The sequence below is a fragment of the Flavobacterium sp. ASV13 genome (assembly GCF_000745775.1).
Classification (GTDB): Bacteria; Bacteroidota; Bacteroidia; order Flavobacteriales; family Flavobacteriaceae; genus Flavobacterium.
The window spans coordinates 638,168-660,417 of record NZ_JQJY01000003.1 but is presented as its reverse complement, the minus strand read 5'-3'; the positions used below and the strand labels follow the sequence as shown (position 1 = coordinate 660,417).

General features: G+C 32.2%; 24 protein-coding genes. 19 read left to right on the top strand and 5 right to left on the bottom strand.

All coding sequences use genetic code 11. From position 1 onward, the window contains the following. Positions 1-4 precede the first annotated feature (4 nt). The 5 genes from GQ47_RS10120 to GQ47_RS10100 all read left to right on the top strand — a co-directional run bounded on the left by GQ47_RS10120 (position 5) and on the right by GQ47_RS10100 (position 6,811). Positions 5-943: a glycosyltransferase family 2 protein gene (locus GQ47_RS10120; protein WP_035647881.1), complete on the top strand. Its 939-nt coding sequence runs from the start codon at positions 5-7 to the stop codon at positions 941-943. A gap of 10 nt (positions 944-953) precedes the next feature. After that, positions 954-2,066 (top strand): DUF1972 domain-containing protein, encoded by a 1,113-nt coding sequence (locus tag GQ47_RS10115; RefSeq protein WP_035647879.1) that lies wholly within the window; start codon positions 954-956, stop codon positions 2,064-2,066. Between the two features lie 2 nt (positions 2,067-2,068). Then, on the top strand, positions 2,069-3,487 hold the full coding sequence (locus GQ47_RS10110) for an undecaprenyl-phosphate glucose phosphotransferase (RefSeq protein WP_035647877.1): 1,419 nt from the start codon (positions 2,069-2,071) through the stop codon (positions 3,485-3,487). Between the two features lie 157 nt (positions 3,488-3,644). Beyond that, positions 3,645-4,412 carry a polysaccharide biosynthesis/export family protein gene (locus tag GQ47_RS10105; RefSeq protein ID WP_238567968.1) on the top strand — a complete coding sequence of 256 codons (768 nt, stop codon included), beginning with the start codon at positions 3,645-3,647 and terminating at the stop codon, positions 4,410-4,412. 14 nt (positions 4,413-4,426) lie between these two features. Further along, positions 4,427-6,811 (top strand): GumC family protein, encoded by a 2,385-nt coding sequence (locus GQ47_RS10100; protein ID WP_035647871.1) that lies wholly within the window; start codon positions 4,427-4,429, stop codon positions 6,809-6,811. A gap of 79 nt (positions 6,812-6,890) precedes the next feature. Here GQ47_RS10100 and GQ47_RS10095 read toward each other — a convergent pair whose 3' ends face one another. After that, positions 6,891-7,634: a tyrosine-protein phosphatase gene (locus tag GQ47_RS10095; protein ID WP_035647868.1), complete on the bottom strand. Its 744-nt coding sequence runs from the start codon at positions 7,632-7,634 to the stop codon at positions 6,891-6,893. 140 nt (positions 7,635-7,774) lie between these two features. Here GQ47_RS10095 and GQ47_RS10090 point away from each other — a divergent pair, with 140 nt between their 5' ends. Next, the gene (locus GQ47_RS10090; RefSeq protein ID WP_035647864.1) at positions 7,775-8,965 is read left to right on the top strand and encodes a DUF5009 domain-containing protein; all 1,191 of its coding nucleotides are present in this window, start codon (positions 7,775-7,777) and stop codon (positions 8,963-8,965) included. Between the two features lie 77 nt (positions 8,966-9,042). On the opposite strand, the gene GQ47_RS10085 is transcribed toward GQ47_RS10090, so the two are convergent. Both GQ47_RS10085 and GQ47_RS10080 read right to left on the bottom strand, forming a co-directional pair. Further along, positions 9,043-9,438, bottom strand: a complete 396-nt coding sequence (locus tag GQ47_RS10085) for a copper resistance CopC family protein (RefSeq protein ID WP_035647860.1) — start codon at positions 9,436-9,438, stop codon at positions 9,043-9,045. Between the two features lie 5 nt (positions 9,439-9,443). Continuing rightward, the gene (locus tag GQ47_RS10080; RefSeq protein ID WP_035647857.1) at positions 9,444-10,013 is read right to left on the bottom strand and encodes a hypothetical protein; all 570 of its coding nucleotides are present in this window, start codon (positions 10,011-10,013) and stop codon (positions 9,444-9,446) included. Positions 10,014-10,160: 147 nt separating this feature from the next. Here GQ47_RS10080 and GQ47_RS10075 point away from each other — a divergent pair, with 147 nt between their 5' ends. From GQ47_RS10075 to ftsY, 11 genes are all read left to right on the top strand, one after another. After that, complete coding sequence (locus tag GQ47_RS10075) at positions 10,161-11,345, top strand: BamA/TamA family outer membrane protein (protein WP_238567966.1); 1,185 nt, start codon at positions 10,161-10,163, stop codon at positions 11,343-11,345. A 31-nt stretch (positions 11,346-11,376) separates the two neighbouring features. Next, complete coding sequence (locus tag GQ47_RS10070) at positions 11,377-12,540, top strand: glycosyltransferase family 2 protein (RefSeq protein ID WP_035647855.1); 1,164 nt, start codon at positions 11,377-11,379, stop codon at positions 12,538-12,540. Positions 12,541-12,624: 84 nt separating this feature from the next. Next, on the top strand, positions 12,625-13,968 hold the full coding sequence (locus tag GQ47_RS10065; RefSeq protein ID WP_035647853.1) for a dihydrolipoamide acetyltransferase family protein: 1,344 nt from the start codon (positions 12,625-12,627) through the stop codon (positions 13,966-13,968). A 214-nt stretch (positions 13,969-14,182) separates the two neighbouring features. Continuing rightward, on the top strand, positions 14,183-14,953 hold the full coding sequence (locus GQ47_RS10060; protein WP_035647851.1) for a 3'-5' exonuclease: 771 nt from the start codon (positions 14,183-14,185) through the stop codon (positions 14,951-14,953). Positions 14,954-15,031: 78 nt separating this feature from the next. Further along, entirely contained in the window at positions 15,032-15,643 is a 612-nt protein-coding gene (locus tag GQ47_RS10055; RefSeq protein ID WP_035647849.1) for a fumarylacetoacetate hydrolase family protein, read from the top strand. Continuing rightward, positions 15,643-15,987 carry an Hpt domain-containing protein gene (locus GQ47_RS10050; RefSeq protein WP_035647847.1) on the top strand — a complete coding sequence of 115 codons (345 nt, stop codon included), beginning with the start codon at positions 15,643-15,645 and terminating at the stop codon, positions 15,985-15,987. The genes GQ47_RS10055 and GQ47_RS10050 overlap by 1 nt, the downstream gene beginning before the upstream one ends. A gap of 191 nt (positions 15,988-16,178) precedes the next feature. Beyond that, on the top strand, positions 16,179-17,432 hold the full coding sequence (locus GQ47_RS10045) for a CinA family nicotinamide mononucleotide deamidase-related protein (RefSeq protein WP_035647845.1): 1,254 nt from the start codon (positions 16,179-16,181) through the stop codon (positions 17,430-17,432). 71 nt (positions 17,433-17,503) lie between these two features. Further along, entirely contained in the window at positions 17,504-17,740 is a 237-nt protein-coding gene (gene rpmB / locus GQ47_RS10040) for a 50S ribosomal protein L28 (protein WP_008468080.1), read from the top strand. 27 nt (positions 17,741-17,767) lie between these two features. Further along, positions 17,768-17,950 carry a 50S ribosomal protein L33 gene (gene rpmG / locus GQ47_RS10035; RefSeq protein ID WP_008253902.1) on the top strand — a complete coding sequence of 61 codons (183 nt, stop codon included), beginning with the start codon at positions 17,768-17,770 and terminating at the stop codon, positions 17,948-17,950. 71 nt (positions 17,951-18,021) lie between these two features. Next, entirely contained in the window at positions 18,022-18,174 is a 153-nt protein-coding gene (locus tag GQ47_RS23175; RefSeq protein ID WP_008468081.1) for a DUF4295 domain-containing protein, read from the top strand. Positions 18,175-18,362: 188 nt separating this feature from the next. Further along, entirely contained in the window at positions 18,363-19,316 is a 954-nt protein-coding gene (gene ftsY / locus GQ47_RS10030; protein WP_035647842.1) for a signal recognition particle-docking protein FtsY, read from the top strand. A gap of 272 nt (positions 19,317-19,588) precedes the next feature. Here ftsY and GQ47_RS10025 read toward each other — a convergent pair whose 3' ends face one another. Then, on the bottom strand, positions 19,589-20,653 hold the full coding sequence (locus GQ47_RS10025) for a serine hydrolase domain-containing protein (RefSeq protein WP_035647840.1): 1,065 nt from the start codon (positions 20,651-20,653) through the stop codon (positions 19,589-19,591). Positions 20,654-20,886: 233 nt separating this feature from the next. Here GQ47_RS10025 and GQ47_RS10020 point away from each other — a divergent pair, with 233 nt between their 5' ends. Both GQ47_RS10020 and GQ47_RS10015 read left to right on the top strand, forming a co-directional pair. After that, positions 20,887-21,327, top strand: coding sequence for a hypothetical protein (locus tag GQ47_RS10020; protein WP_035647837.1), 441 nt, complete (start codon positions 20,887-20,889; stop codon positions 21,325-21,327). Next, positions 21,308-21,604 (top strand): DciA family protein, encoded by a 297-nt coding sequence (locus tag GQ47_RS10015; RefSeq protein ID WP_035647835.1) that lies wholly within the window; start codon positions 21,308-21,310, stop codon positions 21,602-21,604. Before GQ47_RS10020 ends, GQ47_RS10015 begins: the two co-directional genes overlap by 20 nt. A gap of 154 nt (positions 21,605-21,758) precedes the next feature. Here GQ47_RS10015 and GQ47_RS10010 read toward each other — a convergent pair whose 3' ends face one another. Continuing rightward, the gene (locus GQ47_RS10010; RefSeq protein ID WP_031456090.1) at positions 21,759-22,178 is read right to left on the bottom strand and encodes a nucleoside-diphosphate kinase; all 420 of its coding nucleotides are present in this window, start codon (positions 22,176-22,178) and stop codon (positions 21,759-21,761) included. Positions 22,179-22,250 lie beyond the last annotated feature (72 nt).

Below are 22,250 nucleotides of genomic sequence, written 5' to 3'. Positions count from 1 at the left end.
ATTAATGCAAAATTGTCCTGTAATATCAATTTGTATTCCAGCAAACGGAAGAATAGATTATGTAAGAAATACCTTAAAAAGTATTTATAGTGATGACAAATATTTAGAAACATCTTTAAATGATTTTGAGGTAATTTTATCAGACAATAATCCAAGTCGTGAGTTAGAATGTTTATCCGCTGAGTTTCCATATAAAAATTTTTATTATTTTAATACGCAATGTGAGGGATTTTTGAATTCTTATCATGTTTTAACATATGGCAGAGGACAATTTTTAAAATTGCATAATAGTCAAGAAGTATTTCAGAAAGGTTCTTTGTTGAGTATGATTGAGTTCATAAAATCAATCGAAATATCCAAGCCTTGTGTTTTTTTTACAAGTGGGTTTTTAAATTACGGAGAACTAATGAATTACACACAATTTGACGATTTTATGAGTAATTTATCATACTGGTCTTCATGGAGTAATGGATTTGGAATGTGGAAAGAAGATTTTGATGATATTAAAGAGAATGTTGAAATGAATTCTTTATTTCCACATACTTCTTTATTCTTGACACAATATGCTAAGAAAGTATTTGTGATTAATGATAAGCCTCTGTTTAAAACTCAATTTGTCAAAAAAAGAGGCGGACATAATAAGTTTCAAGCATTTAGTATAGAATACCCATCACTAATTCAAGCTTCTTATGATAGTGAGCAAATTAGTTTAAAGACAAAGAATAAGATTTTCAATGATATTTTGTATAATTATTTGCCATTACTTTATTTTAATGTCAAAGTTGTAAAGCGTGAAACTTTTTCTTCAGAAGGGTTTAAACAGAATATAAAAGTTTATTTTCCAAAAGGATCTTATTGGATAGTATCTGGTTTAAGTTTAGTTATTCCTATTAAGGTTATTTGGAGAAAAATAAAAATAAATTATTTAATAAAGTCAAAATAGTAGATTATAAATGAGAATAGCTATTTTAGGAACTAGGGGAATTCCTAATTACTATGGAGGTTTTGAACAATGTGCAGAATATTTGGCTGTTGGGTTAGTGAAAAGAGGCTATGAGGTTTTAGTATATAATTCACACAATCACCCTTATCAAGAAAATCAATGGAATGGAGTTCAAATTGTACATTGCTACGATCCAGAACACAAATTAGGAACGGCAGGTCAGTTTATCTATGATTTGAATTGCATTTTAGACGTTAGAAAACGTGACTGCGATGTCATCTTGCAATTAGGATATACCAGTAGTTCGATATGGGGATGGTTAATGCCAAGGAAATCTATAGTAACAACCAACATGGACGGCTTGGAGTGGAAGAGGACGAAATATTCTGAAAAAGTTAAAAAATTCCTTCGATATGCCGAATCATTAGGAGTTAAATACAGCGATTATCTTATTTCTGATTCTATCGGTATTAAAAATTATCTTAAAGAAACCTACAATTCAGAATCAACATACATTGCATACGGGGCAACGCTTTTTGAAAATAATAATCCTGATATTTTAGAGCGTTATGCTTTAAAAGAATATCAATATGACATGCTTATTGCGCGTTTGGAACCTGAAAATAGTATTGAAATTATTTTAGATGGCGCTGCAAAAGCCAATATTAATCGTCCATTTCTAGTAGTCGGTAATCATGAAACATCATATGGAAAATATTTAAAACAAAAATTTTCATCTTTTTCGCAAATTCAATTTATTGGAGGAATTTATGATATTAATGTTTTGAACAATTTACGTTATTATTCCAATATCTATTTCCATGGACATACTGTTGGAGGAACAAATCCATCATTATTGGAAGCCATGGCATCCAACAGTTTGATTTGTGCAAACGACAATGACTTCAACCGTTATATTTTAGGCGATGATGCTATTTATTTCAAAAATGCTGATAATGTAGCAAATCATTTAGTAAAAGTTAAATATGAAGAAAATCAATTTCAATTGATGTTAAGTGAAAATAAAAGAAAAATTGTAGATCAATTTGATTGGGAGCTTATTGTTGATCAATATGCAAATCATTTTAAAGATATTTTAAAAGTGAAAAAAAGTATTATTTAATTATGAAAATTCTGCAAGAACTCTCCGAATACCGTTTTTCCCGTTATTTTAAAGCTATATTTTTATTATGGGACGTAGTATTGTTGAATACAGCGATTGTTTTGTCAGCACTAATGCGATTTGGAAATATTGATAAGCTATTTTTAAAAGAAGTAGAAACCATTTCTTTATTAGGTAATTTGATATGGATCGCACTTTTGTTATATAAAGATTCCTTCAGAATTGTAAGGGTTGAACCTATTGAATCTATATTAAGAAGAACAATTAAAAAAGTAGTTATACATATTGTCATAACAACTTTTTTTGTCGTTGTACTAAAATATAGTGATATTTCAAGACTTCGACTGATATATTTCTATTTGATTTTCTTTGGATTACTTATGGTTTCAAGATATTTATCAATGAAACTTCTTAGATATATCAGAGCAAAAGGTTATAATTTTAGAAGTTTTATTATAATTGGTGCTAATGATACTGGCGAGCGAATGCGAAGAATTCTGGCTAAGGATTTAACTTATGGTTATCGTTTTCTTGGTTTTTTTGATGAAAAAGTAGATCCTTTTGCTTTTATTTCCCATCCTATATTGGGAGGGTTTAATCAAATAGAAGAGTTTATAATTAATGAAGAAGTGGATGAAATGTATGTGGCGTTGCACATTGATAATATTGAAGTTATAAATAAATTAGTAAAAATTTGTGAACACCATATGGTGCGAATAAAATTTATCCCAGATTTTCAGTTATATACAAAATCAAATAAAGTCGAGATGACTTTTTATGAAAATACTCCAGTATTAATGTTTCGACGAGAACCTCTAGAGGCAGCTGTAAATAGAATTTTGAAGAAAGTATTCGATATTTGTTTTTCGTTGTTTGTTTTAGTATTTATATTTCCATGGCTATTTCCTATAATAATGCTTATAATTAAAATTGAATCTCCAGGCCCAATTTTTTTCAAGCAAGAACGATCTGGCAGGGACAATAGATCATTTACTTGTTTGAAATTTAGAAGCATGCGTCTTAATGGAGCTGCTGATAGTAAGCAGGCTGTAAAAGGCGATAGTCGTGTAACGAAATTCGGAGCTTTTATGCGAAAAACAAGCATCGACGAACTACCTCAGTTTTTTAATGTTTTCTTTGGAGACATGTCAGTTGTTGGACCAAGACCTCACATGGTTAACCATACTAAACAGTACAGTGAGTTGATTAATAATTATTTAGTGCGTCAATATGCAAAACCAGGTATCACAGGTTGGGCTCAGGTTAACGGTTTTCGAGGTGAAACAAAAGAGCTTATTGACATGGAAAATAGAGTAGAATATGATATTTGGTATATTGAAAATTGGAGTTTGTTACTCGATATTAAAATAATAATTAAAACGGTTATTAATGTATTTAAAGGTGAAGAAAATGCCTTTTAAATAATTATTCAAATTTTGTATAAACTTTTCTGGATTTAAATTTGAGTTCAATAATACACTTTAGAACCATTAAGTTTTTTCTGTAAATAAAATATTTTAATCCTTATCTTTGCCCCCGTAAATTGTAGACCTGATGAAATTGAACCTTTCTTTTTTTATGAAAGCTAGTAGCTTTTTATTGCTTTTATTTTTATGTTTTTCCTGTGGATCCAAAAAAGATGTAGTGTACTATCAGAATATTGATAATTTGGCTGCACAGCAAAATGCAAATTCATTTGAAGTTAAATTGCAACCTGATGATTTGTTGATGATTTTAGTTTCAGCAGATGATCCTGAAGTTGCAATTCCTTTTAATTTAAGAACGTATAGCACAACAAGTAATAATAGGTTGGATATTACCAGAGGACAGGAAACTGTTCAATTGTATTTGATTGATCAAAGCGGTAATATAGAATTTCCTGTTATTGGAAAGTTACATGTCGGCGGACTAACACGTACTGAAGTGCTTAAACTCCTTCAGGATAAAATCAGTACTTACATTAAAAACCCAATCATCAACCTTCGAATAATGAATTTTAAAATTTCATTGCAAGGCGAAGTTAATTTACCGGGGACTTATCCAATTGCTTCAGAAAGAGTTACTTTAATTGAAGCTTTGAGTATGGCAAAAGATTTAACTATTTATGGCCGACGCGATAATATATTAGTTATTAGAGAAACAAATGGTGTAAAATCATATAATAGAGTTGATATAACAAAATCTGATTTTATTAATTCTCCTTTTTATTATTTAGCTCAAAATGATGTGGTTTATGTTGAGCCAAATCAGACAAGAATAAATTCATCAGCAGTTGGTCCTAATACCTCAGTAATCATTTCGGCGATTTCTATTTTAGTATCGCTTTCTGTCCTAATCTTTAAATAAAATTGAAATAAAAAATGCAAAAGCAAGATTTTTATAATGATATAATTGATGATGAAATCGAAGATGTTAATTTAAGAGAACAGTTAGATAAATATTTAATCCATTGGCGTTGGTTTTTAGTAAGTGTAGTTATTGGTCTACTTTTAGCGTTTGTTTATTTGCGTTACACTACGCCAAGTTATGAAGCTACAACCTCTATTTTAGTTAAAGACGAGAAAAAAGGAGGAATGCTTTCAGAACTTTCTGCTTTTGCTGATTTGGGTTTAGGTGGAAGTATGAAAAACAATGTGGATAATGAAGTTGAAATTTTAAAGTCTCGAACATTAGTTGAAAATACTATTAAAAAATTGAATCTGAATGTTGGGCTTTTTGTTGAAGGAAAAGTTGTTGATCGTGATATATATGAGGATACACCAATTAGTGCTTATTTTTTTAATAAGACGATTTTTTTTGATAAGGCAAAGGTTATTTTAAATTGCAAACTTTTAACCGACAATACTTTTTCGCTTGAAAATGAAGTAGAAGAGAGTGAAAGGTTCATTTTGTCTACAAAAAATGAATTTAAGTTTGGGGAAAAAATTGCTACCAAAATAGGGGTTTTAGTAATTCAAAAAACGGTATTTTATGCTAAAAATCATACTGGTAGATTTGAATCTATTCGTATTGTTATTAATCCATTGGATGAATTAACTGAAAGCTTTAGGACAAGATTGAAAGTTGATCCTATCAGTAAAACCAGTAGTGTTGTTAATGTCTCAATCTCTGATCCTGTTGCTAAGAAAGCTGAAAACTTCCTTGACAACATGATTCAGATATATAATGAAAATGCTGCTGAGGATAAAAATTATATTTCTGAGAACACCTCTAAGTTTATTGCAAGCAGATTAGCATTAATCGCCCAAGAATTAGATGGAGTTGAACAAGATGTTGAAAGCTTCAAGAAAACAAATAAACTTACAGATATTGAATCTGAAGCAAAACTTTTTATTGAAGGTTCTACTGAATATGATAAAAAAGGAGTAGAAACTGAAATTCAATTGAATGTGGTTTCTTCACTTTTAGATTTCATTAAAAAGAGCAATAATTCAGATTTGCTGCCAACTAATATGATTTCTGATAACGCCGATGCAAGTGGATTAATCTCGTCTTACAATCAACTAGTTTTAGATCGCAATAGAATTCTTAAATCAGCTACTGAGGAAAACCCATCTGTGGTTAAATTAGACCAGCAAATATCATCTTTAAAATCAAACGTTGCAACAAGCCTAAGACGTATGCAGTCTAATTTGCAAATACAGAATCGTGATATAAAAAGTCAGGAAGGAATCTTAAATAGCAAAATAGGGAAAATTCCGGTTCAGGAACGTCAGTTTAGAGTAATTGCAAGACAACAAAAAGTTAAAGAGGAATTATATTTATATTTACTTCAAAAGCGTGAAGAAACTGCAATTTCATTATCCGCAACAGAGCCTAATGCTCGTGTTATTGACGCTGCAAAAGCAGAGAAAGATCCAATCAGTCCGAAGAAAAAAATTATTTATTTGGCTGGAATGTTGCTAGGATTATTGGTTCCGTTTGGTGTCATTTATGGTAACGCTCTTTTAGATACAAAAATCAAAAGCAAATTGGATCTGGAAGGAAAAACACAAATCCCATTTATTGGAGATGTACCGACTTCAGATGATATTGCTGAATTGATTAAATCGGAAAGCAGAACGAGTTCGGCAGAGGCAATTCGCATCGTAAGAACCAATTTAGAGTTCATGCTTACTAAAGTTCCAGAAGGAATCGCAAAAACTATTTTTGTTACTTCTACTTTTCCTTCAGAAGGTAAAACTTTTATATCTGTAAATCTTGCGGCAACTTTCGCTTTGTCTGGACGACGAGTTTTGTTGGTTGGTTCTGATATCAGAAATCCTAAATTTGGTGAATATATTAATGTCCCAAGTGTTGGTTTGACAAATTATTTGTCATCAACTGATAAAGACGTTAGAGATTATATCATCAAACATGAAGGATACAAGAATTTCTTTATTCTGCCATCAGGTGTGATTCCGCCAAATCCTGCTGAATTGTTAATGAGTAATAAAGTGGATCAGCTTTTTACAGAGCTTAAAAAAGAATACGATTATATAATTGTGGATACTGCGCCAGTAAGTTTGGTTACCGATACATTATTAATTGCCAAAAATGCTGATACGTTTGTATATGTAATGCGTGCAAATGTTCTTGAAAAACGTATGCTGAATATTGCAAATACTTTCTACAAAGAGAAAAAATTACCAAATATGTGTATCGTACTTAATGATACCGATTCTACAAAAGGCTATGGTTATGGATATGGCTATGGTGTTAGGGTAGAGAAGAAGCCTTGGTACAAAAGATTAATCTCGAAATAATAAAAGGGATTTCATAAAAAAAACGGCTCAAGTAATTGAGCCGTTTTTTTATGTAATATTTTCAAAAGAGAAGATGAAATTAAAATTTAAAGAATTGATTATTTGCAATAATTTCTTTTAAGGTTTTAATATTATTGTTGTCAATCTTTACTTTCTGATTGAATGATGCAATGTGATTATTGTGGTGTACATCCGTTCCAACAAAATCATACATTCCTTTTTTAAGAAGTTCATCCGCAATTTTAGCGATTTCACCACCATAATAACCTACTGTTGCAAGCAAGTTAAGCTGAAACAAACAGCCCGCTTTTTTTAATTTATCATATTCATTAAAATTTTTATGATAAAATAAATAGCGCTCTGGGTGTGCTAAAACCGGAATATATCCTGCAACCTGAAGATCAAAAAGAATCTTGTACAATTGAACTGGTGCATTCATATATGACATTTCAACCAATACATAATTATCTTTTAGTGTCAACAATTTTTCATTTTGAAAATGGGTTTCAAACCAATCATCCATGAAGTATTCTGCAGCAGCCTGAAAAGGGATTTTAATATTTTCAGCTTCTAACAAAATTTGGGTTTCCTGATGTTTTGTAATAATAGTTTCAGGTGAGTTATTCCAAATATAATGACTAATATGCGGTGTCGTAATAAATTGAACGACACCCATTTCTTGAAAGGACTTGGCAAGTTTGCTTGTATCTGCTATGGTTTTGGCACCATCATCGATTCCTGGTAATAAATGCGAATGAATATCAACATAATTTCCAGCTAATAGGTCCTTTAAATACGGTTTTGACTTTAAGAATGATAACATGCTGCAAAAGTAAGTAAAGTACCTTGTATTTTATATCAAAAAGAGTAAACTTTTTATTACAGATACGTTTATAATGGTCCTCTAATTTTTCTATGTCAAGTATTATTTTATATTTGTTTCTAATAATAATTTAATGATTTATGAAAATAAAAGAAAATTTATCTAGTAAAAGGGTTTTTTCTATAGATGCTTTGCGCGGAATTACCATTTTTGTAATGATTTTTGTAAATGAACTTGCAAGTATAAAGAACGTGCCGCAATGGATGAGACACATGCCGGCCGATGCTGATGCAATGACATTTGTTGATGTGGTTTTTCCTGCTTTTTTGTTTATTGTAGGAATGTCGATTCCATTTGCATTTAACGCAAGATTAATAAAAGGAGATAGTCCTAAGACAATATGGATTCATACGCTCAAAAGAGCTTTGGCTTTAATTATTATTGGTGTTTTTATGGTTAATGCAGAATATGGTTATGACGCCTCAAAAATGTTAATTACTCCAGTTATTTGGGCGCTTTTAGCATATGCGATGCCAATTCCAATTTGGAATAAATACACAAAAGATTTCCCGATTTGGTTAAAATACACACTTCAATATGGCGGTATGCTTGTTTTGGCAATTCTGTATTTTCTGTATATTCAGGACAATGGCGAAAGAGGAATGACTCCAAAATGGTGGGGAATTCTGGGGCTTATAGGATGGGCTTATTTGTTTACCGTTGTTTATTATTGGTTGGTTTGTGGACGATTATGGGCAATGACCGCATTTTTAGTTTTATGTGTTGTTTGTAATTCAATCAATCTTACTGAAGATACGGCTTTACATCAGTTGTCTTGGTTTAGTTTTATTGCCGGGCATCTTACTCATGCTACTTTAGTAACTAGCGGAGTTATAATTTCGCTATTATTTTTTGACCGCAAAACCGAAGTAAAAATTAATTGGCCAGTAATTGGCCTTACGCTCTTGTTTTTAATAACAGGATATTTGCTTCGTCCTTATTTTGGAATTTCAAAAATTAAAGGAACACCTTCCTGGACCATGTTTTCTGCAGCAATTTGTACAGTATTGTTTTATCTTCTGTATTGGATTATGGAAATTAAAAAACAAACAAAATGGAGCGAATTTTTTATGCCAGCCGCAGCAAATCCGTTGCTGATTTATATTTTGCCTGGCGTTATTTATTACTTTTGTAAAGCACTTAATTTTCATATTATTCCGGGATATTTTAGGGTAGGAGTTCCGGGAATTATCTGGTCGCTGCTATTTTCAACGATTATGCTTTTTGTAATGAAAATTTGTAACAGATATAAAATTCAATTGCATTTATAGAAAAAATAGTTTCAGGTTTCAGGTTTCAAGTTTCACAAGCAAAACCTGAAACCTGAAACCTGAAACTTGAAACAAAATCATCTAACTCGCCTAAATGCGATTGGACCACTTCGATCTTTGTTGTCTTTAAAAGTTCCTTCAAGTGTGTGTCCATCTTCAGATAAAACCAAAGTATGAGTTCCGGCAGTTGCCCAACCTTCAATTGGTAAAGTCACATTTACTGTATACGTAATTGTGTTTCCTGTTCTTTTTCCTGTACCGCTTTCTACAAATTTTTGACCTTTCCATTCTAAATAATGCGAAAAAATAATTTTTCCGTTTTGGTCTGAGATAATCGCAACAGCATTTTGAACGCCAGAATTAATATCTTCCCAAATACCATTAATGTCTATTTTTGGAGCTGTAGCTTTTTTTTGGCTGTAGCCGAAATTTAAAAATGAAATAAAAAGTAAAAGAAAAAGTCTTGTTTTCATGTTTTTTAATTTTGAATTATAACAGATTTTATTTCTAATAACGCGCCCGAAATTGGTTTGTAATTCACAAAATTGAATTTACACAGATTATGAATATTCAAAAGTCGTCCATCAACTAATCCATCTTGCTTGAAGTTTTTCCAGGGAATTTTTAAAGTAGTAAACTTGTTAGGAGATGCTGGTAAATCTGCCATAGGATGTGAACCTCCATGTAAACAACCTGTTCCTTCCGGATTTCCTTCTCGTGCCTGTAATTTTATCAACTGAGTCGATTTGTAAATAACAGTCACAAAACCAGAGTCATTGGCAAAATTTTTCGGAATCGCATCATTTGTTTCTGATGGAATAATAGTAACATTTAATTCAATTTCTCCTCTCGGAAATTCTTTGGCAGTAACTCTTATAATCCCTTCTTTTTGGCGAATAGCGTTTATCGTTTCCTGATTTTCTTTGGCTGGACCAGCAATAAACCAAGTATTTGATTTTACAAGATTTATTGATTCTATAGTGGATTTACTGCCAAAACTAGAGATAAAAAAGATAAATATGATATGCAGATAAAACAATCGAAGCATAATTAAATTTGTTTTGAAATCAATATTCGTTCTTTCAAAGATACTTTTTCTTCGGACTTAATTTTCTTTCTGTAATTCTTTTTGAAAAGATGTTATTGTCTTAATAAAGTTTTAAATTTGTAAGAATCCATTCTTAAAATGTTTTAAATGAATAGTTTAAAAATAAAATTTATCTTGTTTTTAATTTTCATTTCGCCATTTTGTTATTCGCAAAATGATAGTATTTCTGTGCAAAGTCAAGATATTTTAGACGTCATTCAAAAAATCTTTAAAAAAAACGATACAATCAACGAACGCAGAGATAGAAAATTGGCTTTTTCTCTATTGCCAGTTCCAATTGGTGCAAATAATTCGAACGGACTCGTAATCTCTTTTTTGACTACTTTTTATTTGGGTGAGGATCACGAAACAACAAATATGTCACAGGTTTCGTTTTCGCCTTATTTTAGTTTCAGTAATCAATATGTATTTCCAATTCAATCTTATATTTACACAAAAGACAATAAGTGGAATTTCATTGGCGATTATCGTTACCTAATTTATCCGCAGCTTACTTACGGCTTGGGGGATAATAATTCAAAAGAAGAAATGTCAACTTTAGATTATAAGCAATGGCGTTTCTATCAATTTATTACGCGAAAAGTTGTTGGTAATTATCGGTTAGGAATGGGGTTTCTTTATGATAATTACACTAATATTTCTGAGGAATCTTATATAGATGAAGAAACAGACTATGTAAAATATATGAATGGCGATTTTTCAGATGAAACTTCTTTTGGATTTGCGATTCAAGGTTTGTATGATTCCCGAAAAAACATCGTTAATCCCGAAGGGGGAATGTATATAGAAGCTGATTTGAGAATAAATACAAGTGGCGTAAATGGTGACAAATGGCAGTCATTGTATTTTGATGCAAGAAAATACCATTCGTTCAGTAAAACTAAACATCGTGTTTGGGCGTCGCGAGCATTTTATTGGTCAACTTTTGGTGGAAAACCTCATTATCTTGATTTACCAAGTATTGGTTGGGATCGTGATGGAAAAACGGGACGCGGTTTTACAAAAAACAGATACCGAAGCAACGCATTGATTTATTTTGAAACTGAATATCGAACTGATATAACTAGAAATGGTTTTTTTGGCGCTGTATTTTTTGCCAATATTTCATCCGTTTCAAAATTGGATACTTATCAATTTGACAAATGGCACCCAGCGGTTGGGACCGGAGTCCGAATTAAGTGGAATAAGAAAAATAACAGTAATTTAGCTTTGGATTACGGAATAAGTAAAAACGATTGGTCTTTGCGATTGGGATTAACAGAAAATTTTTAACTTCCCCAAAAATCATCAGCCCAAAATTTTCATGCAATTATCAATAATAATTCTTAATTATAATGTAAGATACTTTCTGGAACAATGCGTTTTAAGTGTTCAGGAAGCAATTGCAACGCTTGATGCTGAAATTATTGTTATTGATAATAATTCGAAAGATGATTCCTGTTTGATGATGATGGAGCAATTTCCTTCTGTGAAACTCATTCAAAACAAAGAAAATTTCGGTTTTCCAAAAGGAAATAATATTGGAGTTGTCGCAGCAAAAGGAGAATATATATGTATTTTGAATCCCGATACCGTTGTGGCTGAAGATACTTTTATTAAAATTTTGGCTTTCGCCGAAGAAAAAAAAGATTTAGGAATAATTGGGTGCAAACTAATCGACGGAACGGGAAATTTTCTGCCCGAAAGCAAACGCGGTATTCCAACGCCTTGGGTTGCTTTTACGAAAGTTTTAGGCTTCTATAAAATCTTTCCAAAATGGAAAATTTTCAATCAATATTATGCACAGCATATTGACGAAAATGAGAGCGGAAAAGTTGAAATTCTTGTTGGTGCATTTATGTTTATGAAACGAGAACTTTATCTGGATTTAAAAGGTTTTGACGAAAATTGTTTTATGTATGCTGATGATATCGATTTGTCGTATCGTGCGTTGCTCAAACAAAAGTCAAATTACTATTTTCATGAAACAACAATTTTGCATTATAAAGGTGAAAGTACTATAAAAGATGAAAAATATATGAAACGTTTTCAGGAAGCAATGAATTTCTTTTATACAAAGCATTTCAAGAAGTCGTTGTTTTTTAGTGCTTTTATTCAAATCGGAATTTGGTTTTATGCTTTTGCTAAAATGTTTCAAGGAAAACCAAAACGAAAACTTTTGCCAGAAAAGTATATTTTTTATTCTTCAAATAATATTTTGTCTGAAAAATTGCCTGCAATTCTGAAAAATAAAGTAGAGTTTTTAGATTTCAAAAAAGAAAAAATGGTAAATTCGTGCCACGTTTTTAAGGGTAAAAAGGTTGAGATTATTTTAGATAATCAGTACGTTTCATTCAAAAAATGTATCAAAATCATAGAAACTCTTAAAGATAAGAACGTTACTTTTAAGATTTTCCCCAAAAAAACAAATTTTATTATTGGAAGCAATTCTCGAAATGACAGAGGGCAAATTGTAAAAATTGAGTAAAAAATTATATTAAATGTAATTTATATTTAAAAAATTCGGTAATTTCGCAATCTGAAAATCAAAATCACCCTTGAGGTTAACAATATGGCAAGATTTGAATTAAAACTTCCTAAAATGGGAGAAAGTGTCGCTGAAGCAACTATTACAAACTGGTTGAAAGAAGTTGGAGACAGAATTGAAGCTGATGAAGCTGTACTGGAAATTGCGACTGATAAAGTTGACAGTGAAGTGCCAAGCGAGGTATCAGGAGTTTTAGTTGAACAGTTATTTGGTAAAGATGATCTAGTTCAGGTAGGGCAAACTATTGCAATTATTGAAACAGAAGGTGATGCTCCGGCTGAAACAAAAGTTGAAGCAGCAGCAGTTCCGGTAGCGGCGGCAGAAATTGAAAAAACAATTGAAGCGGTAAAAGAAACTGTAAGCGCTCCTCAGGATTTTGCTTCATCGGATAAATTCTTTTCTCCATTAGTAAAAAATATTGCTAAAGAAGAAGGGGTTTCTGTTGCTGAACTTAATGGTATTCAGGGTTCAGGGAAAGATGGACGAGTTACTAAAGAAGATATTTTAAAATATGTTGAAGACCGCAAATCAGGAGTTGTTCAGACACCAAAAGCGGTTGAAGAAACACCAAAAGTGGTTGCTGAAACTCCAAAAGCAGTTCAAGCACCAGAACCAGTGGTTCAAAAAAGTCAGCAGGCAGTTCCGGTTTCAGTAAATGGAGGTGACGAAATTATTGAAATGGACAGAATGCGTAAACTGATTTCAGGTTACATGGTGGCTTCGGTTCAGACTTCAGCTCACGTACAATCATTTATTGAGGTTGACGTAACAAACATTGTAAAATGGAGAGATAAAGTTAAAACAGCTTTCGAAAAAAGAGAAGGCGAGAAATTGACTTTTACGCCAATTATGATGGAAGCGGTTGCAAAAGCGCTTAAAGATTTCCCTGGAATGAACATTTCTGTTGATGGTGATTACATCATTAAAAAGAAAAATATAAACTTAGGAATGGCGGCAGCTTTACCAAACGGAAATTTAATTGTTCCTGTAATTAAAAATGCAGATCAGTTAAATCTTGTTGGAATGGCAAAAGCGGTTAATGATTTAGGAAACCGTGCAAAAGCCGGAAAACTTAAACCAGACGATACACAAGGCGGAACTTATACTGTTACAAATGTGGGAACTTTTGGAAGTGTTTTTGGAACGCCAATTATCAATCAACCGCAAGTTGGAATTTTAGCACTTGGAGCAATTCGTAAAGTTCCTGCTGTTATTGAAACTCCAGAAGGTGATTTTATCGGAATTCGTCAAAAAATGTTCTTGTCGCACTCTTATGATCATAGAGTTGTTGATGGTGCATTAGGAGGAAGTTTTGTGAAAAGAGTAGCAGAATATTTAGAAGCTTTTGATGTAGATAGGGATTTCTAATCTATTCATAAATAAATTTTAGACCCGGAAAATGATTTCGTTTTCCGGGTTTTTTATTAGTAAAAAAATAGAAAAATAAATTTTAGACAACGCTATTTTAGATTCTTTTTTGAAGTTAAAATTTAAAAAATAGTCTAATTGTGGGCAAAAAAATAAAAATAGGGTCGGAAAAGTCGGCTTTAAAATTTACATTTGTAATCTTATAAAAAATAAAATGGAATTAAAACTTAACAAACCAATTTGCTTTTTTGATCTTGAAACAACTGGAATTGATATCGGTAAAGATCGTATCGTAGAAATTTCAATATTTAAAGTTTTTCCAAATGGAAATAAGGAAAGCAAAACATGGTTAGTGAATCCTACTATTCCAATTCCGCCACAAACTACAGCTGTTCATGGTATCACCGATGAAAAAGTGGCAAACGAACCGACTTTTTTAGAACTGGCTCCACATATTCATAATATGATAAAAGATAGTGATTTGGGAGGTTTTAATTCAGATCGTTTTGATATTCCGCTTTTAGCCGAAGAATTGCTTCGTGCGGGAGTTGATTTTGATATGAAAAATAAGGTTTCAGTAGATGTGCAGACTATTTTTCATAAAATGGAAGAGCGTACCTTAAGTGCGGCTTTAAAATTTTACTGCGGAAAAACGCTTGATAATGCGCACTCGGCAGAAGCTGATACAATGGCAACTTACGAAATTTTAAAAGCGCAGTTGGATCGTTATCCTGAATTGGAAAATGATATGAAAGTGTTGTCTGAATTTACAACGCGTAAAAAAATTGCTGATTTTGCCGGAATGATTGCTTTTGATCAAGATGATGAAGAGATTTTCACCTTCGGAAAACATAAAGGTGTCAAAGTTGAAAAAGTTTTGGAAACAGAACCTGGATATTTCAGCTGGATCCAAAATGCCGATTTTCCGTTGTATACCAAAAAAGTTTTGACTGGAATTAAATTAAGAAAATTAAATACGAAATAAGGTTCTGAGGTGCTAAGATTCTAAGGCGCTAAGTTCTTAGTATCTTAGTGTCTTAGAATCTTAGCAACTTAAAAAGAAATGAAGATTATTTGTATCGGTAGAAATTATACCAATCATATTGCGGAATTAAAAAACGAACGTCCAGATGAACCGGTGGTTTTTATGAAGCCGGATTCGGCAGTTTTGTTAAAACAGCATCCGTTTGTAATTCCAGAATTTTCTGAGGAGATTCATCACGAAATAGAGATAATTGTTAAAATTAACAAAGTAGGAAAGTATATCGAACCAAAGTTTGCTCATAAGTATTATGATGAGATTAGTGTTGGTATCGATTTTACTGCCAGAGATTTACAAGATAAATTGAAAGCAAAAGGATTGCCTTGGGAAAAAGCAAAAGCATTTGACGGTTCTGCGGTCATTGGAGATTTTTTACCAAAAAGTGATTTCGTTTCTATGGAAAATCTTACTTTTGAGTTAACAAACAATTCTAAAACTGTTCAAAAAGGAAATACAAGTTTGATGTTGTGGAAAATTGATGAACTTGTGTCGTATGTTTCGCAGTTTTTTACATTAAAAATTGGGGATATTATTTTTACAGGAACTCCTGAAGGTGTTGCTGCTGTAAAACCAAATGATGTTTTAGAAGGATTTTTAGAAGATAAAAAATTATTCAGAATACAAGTAAAATAATGGCTTTAAAGTATAACCTTTCGAAAGTATATGCGCTTTCAGATAATGATCCGGAATTTGTAAATGAAATTCTTAAATTATTTGTTACTGAAGTTCCTGAAGATTTAAAGCAAATCAAAGAAGGAATTAAGAAAAAGGATCATAAATATGCCTATTCATACGCGCACAAAATAAAACCTACACTAGATTTGATGGGCTTGAATGTGGCTTTTGAAGAAATTCTTCAAGTAGAAGCGTGGACAAAAGCAGAAGGCAAGAAAAAAGATATTGTTGAAACTTTTAAAAGTATTAAGATACAAGTAAAAGAAGCAATAAAAGAAATAAAAAAAGACTTTGATCTTTAAAATTTAAAATCTGATTTATTCCTGTTGCAAAAAAAAATAGGAATAAGTTAAGATTGTTATTCGTAAATTTTGTGAAAGCGGCTTTTGACTTGTAAAGGCGTTTTAATACCTCCCCAAAGACAAAGTTTAAAAATATTCCATTGTAAATTTTTGACTTACTTAAGTAAGAAATAATAAAGCATTTTAATGTTATGAAAGCAACTATTATAACTATAGGGGACGAAATATTAATAGGTCAGATTATTGATACGAATTCAGGTTTTATTGCGAAATCATTAGACCGAATTGGAGTTGAAGTAACGGAAATGATTTCAATAAGTGACGATAAAAAACATATTTTAGATACTTTTTCCCAACTTCAAAACAAAGTTGATATTGTTATTGTGACTGGTGGTTTAGGCCCGACAAAAGATGATGTAACTAAAAAAACTTTCTGCGAATATTTTGATGATGAGTTAGTTGTGAATCCAGAAGTTTTGGCGCACGTAACACAATTGATTGAAGGTTTTTATAAAAGACCAATTTCACAATTGAATAAAGATCAGGCTTTGGTGCCTTCAACTTGTACGGTTCTTCATAATCAGGTTGGGACTGCGCCAGGGATGTGGATGAAAAAGGAAAATACCGTATTTGTTTCGCTTCCGGGAGTTCCATATGAAATGAAATATTTGGTTGAAGAAGAGATAATTCCAAAAATAGTTAGAGAATACAAACGTCCCTACATCATTCATAAAACAATTTTGACCTATGGTCAGGGTGAAAGTTTAGTTGCAGAACGTATAGAAGAATGGGAGAATAATTTGCCTGATTTTATCAAATTAGCCTATTTGCCAAATCCTGGAAGAGTACGTTTGCGTTTAACTGCGAGAGGAACTGATAAAGAAGAATTAGAAAAAGCAATTGAAGACAATGTTCAGTCGTTGGATGCGATAATTCATGATATAATAGTAGGTTACGAAGAAAATGAAACAATTGAAACTGTAATCGGAAAATTGCTTTCGAAAGAAAGCAAAACAATTTCAACGGCAGAAAGCTGTACCGGAGGAAGAATTGCTTCGCTTTTGTCTTCTGTGCAAGGTTCGTCAAAATATTTTAAAGGAAGCGTTGTTTCGTACGCGACAGAAGCGAAGGTCAATGTTTTGGGTGTTTCACAAGATTTAATTGATGAATATTCGGTTGTGAGTGCAGAAGTTGCAAAGGCTATGGCTTTGAGTGTGAAAGAGATGCTTAAAACTGACTATGCAATTGCGACAACTGGGAACGCCGGACCGTCAAAAGGTGAGTCAGATGCTGAAATTGGTGCCGTTTTTATTGCTTTGGCAACACCAGATGATATAATTGTAGAAGAATTTAACTTTGGTCAACCACGTGAAAAAGTGATAGATAGAGCGACTATTAAGAGTTTAGAAATATTACAGAAAGAAATTTTAAAAATTGTGCAATAATTTTTTGCTACAATGGTTTATTTTTCTTTTCTTTGCACCCTGATTTTGAATAACGATAAAAGATAAGTATAATGTCAAGAGTTTGTGACCTTACAGGTAAAAGAGCGATGGTAGGAAATAACGTTTCTCACGCTATGAACAAAACTAAGAGAAAGTTTTCTGTAAACTTAGTTAAAAAGCGTTTTTATCTTCCAGAAGAAGATAGATGGATTACTCTTAGAGTAGCAGCATCTACGATAAAAACAATTAATAAAAATGGAATCACTGCTGTTTTGAAAAAAGCACAGTCAGAAGGATTTATCAAATAATCTTTTCCTAAATAAATATATAGCAAGATGGCAAAGAAAGGTAATAGAATCCAAGTAATTTTAGAATGTACTGAGCACAAGACTTCTGGTGTTCCAGGGACTTCTAGATATATTACAACTAAGAACAAAAAAAATACTCCAGACAGATTAGAGATTAAAAAATTTAATCCAATCTTAAAAAGAGTAACTGTTCATAAAGAAATTAAGTAATAATTAGAGATTTATAAGTCTCAGTGGTTTGGCCATTTGAGTTTTATAAAACTTCAAATAACATTTGAATCATGGCAAAGAAAACCGTAGCATCGTTACAAACATCTTCTAAGAGATTATCAAAAGCCATCAAAATGGTGAAATCTCCTAAAACTGGTGCATATACATTCGTAGAATCTATTATGGCTCCTGAAGAAGTTGATGAATTCTTGAAAAAGAAATAATTAACATTACAATATATAGAAAAGCTACTTTCATTCGGAAGTAGCTTTTTTATTACCTATATTTGTCTAAAAATTTAAAGAATCGTAACAATTGGCTCTTTTTTGAAGAACAATTGCACTTTCTTTAAAGATTTAGATTTCTGATTTGAAAATCAAGAAATCTAATAATCAAAAAATCTACAAAAAAAATGAGTTTTTTTAAAAAATTATTCTCTACCGAAAAAAAAGAGACTTTAGACAAAGGTCTTGAAAAAACAAAAACTACTTTTTTCTCAAAGTTAAGTAAAGCCGTTGCCGGAAAATCTAAAGTTGATGATGATGTTCTAGATAATCTGGAAGAAGTTCTTGTAGCTTCAGATGTTGGTGTAAATACTACTTTGAAAATTATCGAGAGAATCGAAAAACGTGTTGCTGAAGATAAATATTTAGGAACTGACGAATTGAATCAGATTCTTAGAGATGAAATTGGTGCATTATTGTCTGAAACCAATACTGGAGAAGCAACAGAATTTGAAGTTCCCAAAGATAAAAAACCTTACGTTTTAATGGTTGTTGGAGTAAACGGAGTAGGAAAAACAACAACAATTGGAAAATTAGCTTATCAGTTTAAGAAAGCGGGACATAAAGTTGTTTTAGGTGCTGCAGATACTTTCCGTGCTGCTGCAATTGATCAATTGCAAGTTTGGGCAGATCGAGTTGATGTGCCAATTGTAAGACAAAATATGGGGAGTGATCCTGCGTCTGTAGCGTTTGATACTTTACAATCTGCTGTAGCTCAAAATGCCGATGTTGTTATTATTGATACCGCTGGACGTTTGCATAATAAAATCAATTTGATGAACGAGTTGACAAAAGTAAAACGTGTAATGCAGAAAGTAGTTGCTGATGCTCCGCATGACGTACTTTTAGTTTTGGATGGTTCAACAGGTCAAAATGCTTTTGAACAAGCAAAACAATTTACTGCAGCGACTGAAGTAACTTCACTTGCAGTAACAAAATTAGATGGAACAGCAAAAGGCGGGGTTGTAATTGGAATTTCGGACCAATTTAAAATTCCGGTAAAATATATTGGTGTTGGCGAAGGAATTGAAGATTTGCAAGTCTTTAATAAATATGAATTCGTTGACAGTTTCTTTAAATAATTAAAAATGAGTTTAGAATCTTTAAAAAATCTATCGCCTGTAGCATTTTATTTCGCAAGCGTTATATGTTTTGTTTTAGCAAATGTGTTAAGAGATAACAATCTTTCTTTTTACTATATTTTGTTAGTTCTTGGAATAGGATTCTTTTTTATGGGAGTTCTAAAAAGAATGAAAACCAAACGATAATTTTTTCAGTTTTTATTTTCTGAAAATAGAATGAGTTTTTAAATGGGAAAAGTTTTAAATCGCCTTTCCCATTTAAAAACTCTTTTTTATTGATATAAAGCATTAATTTTTTCCCAAAGTGTTTTGTCAAAATCGGATAGTGCAAGATTTTGGTTATCTGCTGCATCGCCCATTCTGATTACAACCATTTTTTTGCTCGGAATTACGTAAATCTTTTGATCATTTTTTCCTAAAGCCATAAACATATCACTTGGACCAGTCGGAATTACGCTTCCCTGAAAAGTAAGTTGCGATTGTGGTAAATGGTAGGAAGTTTTTCCGTTTAGCCACCATAAATAGCCATAGCCTAAATTGATGTTTTGTGAGGTTGTTGTGGCTTCATTGAAATAAGCTTCGTTCAAGATGGTGTTGTTCTCCCATTTTCCTTTATTTAGCATTAAAAGCCCAAAACGCGCCATACTTCTCGTGTTACTGGTATAGACGCTGTTGACATCGATTTGAACCCAATTGCCGTTCATTCCGATTTTGTCTCTTAATTTACTGTTGAAATAGGTTTCCCATTTTTGTCCGCTTGCTTTTTCGACAACATCTTGTAACTTTACGTATACATTGTGATATGCCCATCGAGAACCGGCATCTGCTTTGTATTTTAAATTGGCAGGTTCGACATCGTCTGTGCTGTCGTCTAATCCTGATGTCATCGTTAATAAATGTTTGCAGGTAATTAGGTTTTCCTGTGTTAATGTTTCGCTTGTCCAGCCTGTGCCCAGATATTTTGAAACTTTATCATTTATATTTAATAAATTTTCTTGTTGTGCAATTCCGGTAACGGTTGAAGTCAATGTTTTTCCAGCACTGGCCCAATACCATGGTGTTGTTGCTGAATGCCCGTTGAAGTAATTTTCTAACACGATTCGGCCGTTAATTAAGATTATGAACGATTTGGAGTTTTTGAGCTGCAAATAATCCAAAAGAGGCTGAACGGCATTTTGATTCCATTTTAAATCAGCTATAGATTTTGTTTCCCAAGTATTTCCTGTTAAGGGCGGGAAATACATACTTTCTGAAGGAGTTGTTTCTGGTTCAGTAGAATCTTTGCTGCAACTTGCAAACAATAAGATTGTCAGGATGGTACAAAAGGTTTTAGTCATGGTTTTTTGGTTTAGGTTTGGGGTTTGACCAAAAATATGTAAAATAGTTTAATGGGTTTTGTAAATTTTTATTTCTTTTATATGATATAAAGTTACCTTTGTAATTCACTAAATTTTCTTTTGAAAATGGGAGCCCTAGCCCTGATGGGAGCGGCATCCTTTTATGGTGGGGTTCACCATAAAAGATACAGCGGACAGCAGGAAATAGCTTCTTATTAATATTATAAATTATTATGAAAAACACTTTTATGATTTTGGTTTTATCGCTTTTGTTTGTGAGTTGCAAACAGGAAATAAAACCCGCAGACATTGCAAAACTGAATGGATATTGGGAAATTGAAAAAGTGGTTTTTGATAAAGGTGAGGAGAAGGCGTACGGAATGAATGAAAACTTTGATTTTTTTAAAATTAAAGAAGGAAAAGGAACAAGGACAAAAGTGATGGCGCAACTGGATGGAACTTTTTTGACAACGAATACTTTTGAAAATGTATCAGTTAGATTTACGGATAAAGGGACTTTTTTGGATTATAAAACGAGTTATGCCAAATGGAGTGAGGAATTAATTTCAATTTCTGACAAGGAATTTGTGGTGAAAAATGATCAGAACAAAGAATATCATTATAAAAAAGCGGAACCAATTAATATTTTGAATGATGGCGAAAAGACTAAATAACGAAAGTACGATTGGGGCTGTTTTGCAGCAGATTATTCAGGTGAATAAATTACAACCTGGAATGGATCAAATTGATGTAAAAGAGGCGTGGGCAAACTTAATGGGAAATGGAGTTAAAACATACACGAGAAATGTTGTTTTGAAAGGAAGTACGCTTTATGTTGAATTGGGTTCGGCTGTTTTAAGAGAAGAATTAAGCCACGGAAAATCAAAAATCGTAAAGATGATTAATGAGGAATTGGGCCGTGAAGTGGTGAAGGATGTGGTTTTGCGTTAGACTAGCTTAGACTTCTTGGAATTTTAGACTTACTTAGATTTTAGATTGTTTTAAAATAAATTGTCAAAAAATAAAACCCACTTCATTGAAGTGGGTTTGTTTTTTATTCTAAGATCTAAGCCAGTCTAAAATTCTAACTGTCTAAGAAGTCTAATTAGAATTGCTCTCTTCCAGCAAAGTGGAATGCACCTTCGATTGCAGCGTTTTCATCGCTGTCAGAACCGTGAACTGCATTTTCTCCGATAGAAGTAGCATATGCTTTACGAATAGTTCCTTCAGCAGCTTCAGCTGGGTTTGTCGCTCCAATTAAAGTTCTGAAATCTTCTACTGCGTTGTCTTTTTCTAAAATTGCAGCAACAATTGGTCCGCGTGACATAAATTCAACTAATTCTCCGTAGAAAGGTCTTTCTGCGTGAACTGCGTAAAATGCTTTAGCATCAGCTACAGTTAATTGAGTTAATTTTAATGAAACGATTTTGAAACCTCCATTAGTAATCATTGCTAAGATATTCCCGATGTGTCCGTTTGCAACAGCATCTGGTTTAATCATTGTAAAAGTTCTATTTGTTGCCATTTTATTGCTTATTTTTAATTTTGTGCAAAAGTAGACTTTTTTTGTGAATTGATTTTAATAAATTCATAATTT